The sequence below is a fragment of the Wolbachia endosymbiont of Protocalliphora sialia genome, assembly GCF_053891855.1.
The window spans coordinates 1-4,495 of sequence record NZ_JAIUJX010000024.1 but is presented as its reverse complement, the minus strand read 5'-3'; the positions used below and the strand labels follow the sequence as shown (position 1 = coordinate 4,495).

4 protein-coding genes and 1 pseudogene are annotated in these 4,495 nt (G+C 32.9%); 4 read left to right on the top strand and 1 reads right to left on the bottom strand.

From position 1 onward, the window contains the following. Nucleotides 1–319: 319 nt before the first annotated feature. A complete protein-coding gene (locus LB100_RS05770; protein ID WP_456201693.1) occupies nt 320–679 on the bottom strand; it encodes a hypothetical protein in 360 nt (119 codons plus the stop codon). Between the two features lie 151 nt (nt 680–830). Here LB100_RS05770 and gap point away from each other — a divergent pair, with 151 nt between their 5' ends. From gap to LB100_RS05750, 4 genes and pseudogenes are all read left to right on the top strand, one after another. Next, entirely contained in the window at nt 831–1,802 is a 972-nt protein-coding gene (gene gap, locus LB100_RS05765; protein WP_456201692.1) for a type I glyceraldehyde-3-phosphate dehydrogenase, read from the top strand. A 3-nt stretch (nt 1,803–1,805) separates the two neighbouring features. Beyond that, a complete protein-coding gene (gene tatC, locus LB100_RS05760) occupies nt 1,806–2,564 on the top strand; it encodes a twin-arginine translocase subunit TatC (RefSeq protein ID WP_456201691.1) in 759 nt (252 codons plus the stop codon). Nucleotides 2,565–2,719: 155 nt separating this feature from the next. Continuing rightward, nucleotides 2,720–4,003 carry a WD_0033/WD_0034 family tandem repeat-containing protein gene (locus LB100_RS05755; RefSeq protein ID WP_456201690.1) on the top strand — a complete coding sequence of 428 codons (1,284 nt, stop codon included), beginning with the start codon at nt 2,720–2,722 and terminating at the stop codon, nt 4,001–4,003. A gap of 190 nt (nt 4,004–4,193) precedes the next feature. Then, nucleotides 4,194–4,346: pseudogene (locus LB100_RS05750) on the top strand (IS630-like element ISWpi11 family transposase); the annotation flags it as partial. Nucleotides 4,347–4,495 lie beyond the last annotated feature (149 nt).

The window sequence follows — 4,495 nt, the reverse complement described above, 5'->3', positions numbered from 1 at the left end:
ATAATCTTTAATGCTCGATCTTTCATATCTTTTTCCTCTTCTGCACTAGCTGGTGCAAGTATGAGAAAAATTATTTCAAGCAACTCTAGTTGTAATTTTTTTAAATCCATAATAATTATCATTAATATTGAGTTAAATAATATAGTACTATAATTACTTAATCAAGATTTATATTAATATATTAAGAAATAAGCACTAAAAAATGATATCCTTAGTCGTAAAATACAAAAAGAGCAGAGCACCCAGTGCCACAACACTGGGTAACGATAAAGAAGGAAATAGGGAAAGTTATTTATAATAGTTTGAAGCTATTACAAGTTTATATGCTCTGTCCTTGAATATTTGTTTGTTCAATAGTAGTACTTTCCAAATTTTGTAAAGATTTAAATTCTTCTTGCATATCCAGTATGTCTTCTATTACTTGCTGATCTTCATCTCTTTCTTCTAATTGAAATGCTGCTTCTTCTTGAGGTGCTTCTAGCAGTTTTTTTAATATTTCTGTGCGCAGTTTCTCTGTTATTGATTCCCACTGTAGCATTACTAGCATTTCATTGTGAAGCACTGACATTTTCTGTAGTGTTTTCACTTTTTCTGACAGTCCTTTATTTTCTTTTTGCAATGCTTCTATTTTTCTTTGCTGATACTGATTATCTGAATTTGTCATTGGTAATCCATGCATAACCTACTCCAAGTTAAAATTTAGACATTATTAATTAAGTGATACAGTTTCTTTAGTCAATCAATATATTATAACATTAGGATTAACAACTAAAAGAATAGAATGAAATATCAGGCAATATTCCGTATAATTAAACTTTTAAGATGGAAAAATGACAATTCGTGTAGGAATTAATGGTCTTGGTAGAATAGGTAGAAGTGTATTGCGTGCTATTTTTGAAGTAGAAAACTATAGCGAGCAAATAGAAGTTGTGGCGGTAAATGGGTCGCTCAGTGCTGAGCAGCATGCACATTTGATTAAGTATGACTCTGTTCATAGCAAATTTAACGGCGATATTGATTTTAACGAGTCTGAAAATTGGCTATCTATAAATAGCAGGAAATTTTCTTTATATAGAGAACGTAGCCCTGAAAATATTCCTTGGAATGTTGATGTAGTACTTGAATGCACTGGTGCATTCAACAAGCGTGCAGAAGCAGCACAGCATAATGCAGAGAGAGTAATTGTCTCTGCTCCAGTTTCAGATGCTGACGTAACTATAGTTTACGGCGTAAATAACGATATGCTAAAAAAGGAGCATACAGTGATCTCAGCAGGTTCTTGTACTACAAACTGTCTGGCTCCGATTGTACAGATTTTACACTCCAATTTAGGTATAAAAAGCGGTTTTATGACCACTATACATGCCTATACGAATGATCAAAATATTCTTGATGGCAACCATAGAGACTTACGCAGGGCAAGAGCTTGTGGCCTTTCTATGGTGCCAACTACAACTGGAGCAGCAAAAACAATTGGTTCTGTTATTCCTGAGTTAAAGGGTAAGCTAGATGGTACTGCTATTAGAGTTCCGGTTAGCAACGTTTCTATGGTTGATTTTAAATTTTTAGCTGATAAGAGAGCAACAACTAAGGAAATAAACGAAATATTTAAGAATTCAGCAAATCATGTGCTTTCCGTATGTAACGAGCCTTTAGTTTCAATAGACTTTGTCCATAACCCTTATAGTGCAATTGTGGATTTAGCTGGTACATATGTCACAGGTGATATCTGTAGAGTTGCAGCATGGTATGACAATGAATGGGCTTTTTCACTGAGAATGTTAGATATAGCTTTATTGTAAAGTATGAACGAAAACTCACAAAAATATGCTTCATTTTATGAGCACTTTGCGGAACTTAGAAAAAGGGTTATTTTTTGCTTTCTATTTTTTTGTGTTACCTTCGGGTTTTGTTACTACTTTAAAGAAAATATATACCGCTTTTTACTTGCACCTTTAATAGAAGTTACAAAAGATAGTGATGATTTTTCTCTAATCTATACAGACTTAACAGAAGCGTTTTTTGTATATCTCAGGGTTGCAATAATGAGTGCACTGTTGTTTTCTTTTCCTGTGTTTGCATGGCAATTCTATATGTTTCTAGCACCTGGCTTATATAAAAGAGAAAGGGCAGTGTTATTGCCATACTTAATTGCAACACCGGTTTTGTTTGTAACGGGAGCCGCTGTAGTTTACTACTACATATTTCCCCTAGCCTGGAAATTTTTTATTGCTTTTGAACATAGCGGTAAATCTTTCGGTATACCAATAGAGTTTATGCCATCAGTTAGTGAATATTTAGACCTTGTTCTTCAATTCATGTTTGCGTTTGGTACTGCATTTCAAATTCCAGTCATACTAACCTTAATGGTGAGAGTAGGGCTAATCACTGCACAAAGTTTGTCAAATAAACGTAGAATTGCGATAGTAGTAATTTTCATTATTGCTGCAATCTTAACTCCACCTGATGTACTAAGCCAAGTAGGGCTTGCAATTCCAATGTTGGTATTATATGAGCTGTCTATTCTGATATGTAGATACATTGAAAAGAAAGCAAAGGATTGAATCAAGAATATTATTTATAAACAAAGAATGAGCACCAGAGCGCTTTTTCTTGTTTGAGTGTTTTTGGCAGCACAGCATTTTATTGATTTATTGACTTGTTTGCTTAAATATATAATAATTAAAGTATATTATTATTTTGAATAGGAGAATTTTATATGCCAAAATATGAAGAGTTAAACGGAACACAACAAGAATTATATGGTAAGTTACAGGCTGCGATGGAAGAACATGAGAATATTATTGATCTTCTTACAGGATTTTCAAAAGAGGATTTGCTGAAAATTCTTACTACTGTGAAATGTATAGAGTTTGAAGATGGTGAAGAACATACTCTAACACCGCTTGCCTACGCTATAAATCTTAAGAACTCGTTAAATAGTCAGAGATATATTACAAATATTCTAAGTGTAGCTAAAGAGAAAGATATATTAGAAGAAGTTCTTACTACTGCGGATATAAAGATCAAGCTCTCAAATGGTCAAGAATATACTTCAACACCACTTGTCCATGCTATTATTCTTAATAAACAGAGAGGCATTCAAGCTATCCTAAATGTAGCTAAAAGAAATAGTATATTAGAAAAAGTTCTTACTACTGCGAATATAAAGATCAGGCTTTCAGATGATCAAGAACATACTCTAACACCGCTTGGCTGTGCTATAAATCTTATTAATCAGGAAGTTAGTCAGAAAAGTATTAAAGCTATTATAGATGTAGCTCAAGATAATGATATGTTAGAAAAAGTTTTCGCTAGTATAAAAAAAGATCATCTTAACAAAAACAAGAATATTTTAGAAATACTAAAAAATCAAGAGCAAGATGAAGAGCAAAAAGCTAAAATTGATGGTTGGCTAAAAATACTTGCAAAGAGCATATCTAGTTGTGAAAGTAAAGATGATCCTAACAAAATTGAAATGCACGATAGAGTTAAGGAGATATGTAAAAAGCAAGAGCAAGAGGATTGGAAAGTAACCCTTGAAAGGATCGTGCCTAATCACGAAAATAAAGACAAGTGTGAAATATTTTCTAAGATTTTTAACAAGGAGACTTTCAAAGTATCATTAGATCCACAGCGAAATGCTGATATGATAACATTAATTAAAAAGAACCAGCCTGATTACGAAAGTAAAGAACAGTCTTTAGTAGATGAAAGCAGCATACCTAAAACTGAAGGAAATATAACTAAAGATACAGTAAAAACTACTAATAAACCAATAATTATTGGTAGTGTTTGTGGTGCCATAGCTGAATTGGCAGTTGGGTTAGGATTGTATTTTGGTGCTGCATTACCGGTATTGCCTATAATTGGTATAGCTATAGCTGCTGCTGTAGTAGTTGGACTTATTGCTGGTGGTATTACATATGTAATTTCAAAGCCTAGTGAGAATCTAGATAGAGCTAATGTAGAGCAAAGAGTTAGTATAGGGTTAACAGCGTAGTTAAGTAAAAGGAAGAAGTCTATTCTTCCTTTTCTCAAAGTTTTTTTTTGTTGATCATATATTCACAGCATTAAGTTTTATAGGTTGCTGTGTAAAAGATTAGGAAGTAGTTTTGTTAGTGTTGAAAATTATAGCTCTTTTCCTAATAGTGTGAACATGGTGGAATAGGTAAAGTAGCGAGGAGATGTGAATGCCAGTAGCATATAGTTATGATTTAAGGAAAAAAGCATTGGATGTAGGGGAAAGTAGAGCATTTGTAGCCAAGAAGTTTAAAGTTAACATTCTATGAATGGCAAAAAGGTGCAAGAAAATAGGCGATTTTAAATCAAAATGTAGATCCAATAGAGCGTGATTGATATCTTGCTAGTAATAGTGTAACAGCTTTTATTAAGATATTTTTTTACCATACGACAGCAATAACAAATGAGTTTGCTGAAGTTATTACTGAAAGCCTGAACAGACGAAATCTGTAAAACCAAAAAGAAACTCTTT

What these genes read in the sequence shown, in the direction of transcription:
- gap (WP_456201692.1), top strand. Translation starts at nt 831, where the DNA reads ATGACAATTCGTGTAGGAATTAATGGTCTTGGTAGAATAGGTAGAAGT.
- LB100_RS05755 (WP_456201690.1), top strand. Translation starts at nt 2,720, where the DNA reads ATGCCAAAATATGAAGAGTTAAACGGAACACAACAAGAATTATATGGT.
- LB100_RS05770 (WP_456201693.1), bottom strand. Translation starts at nt 679, where the DNA reads ATGCATGGATTACCAATGACAAATTCAGATAATCAGTATCAGCAAAGA.
- tatC (WP_456201691.1), top strand. Translation starts at nt 1,806, where the DNA reads ATGAACGAAAACTCACAAAAATATGCTTCATTTTATGAGCACTTTGCG.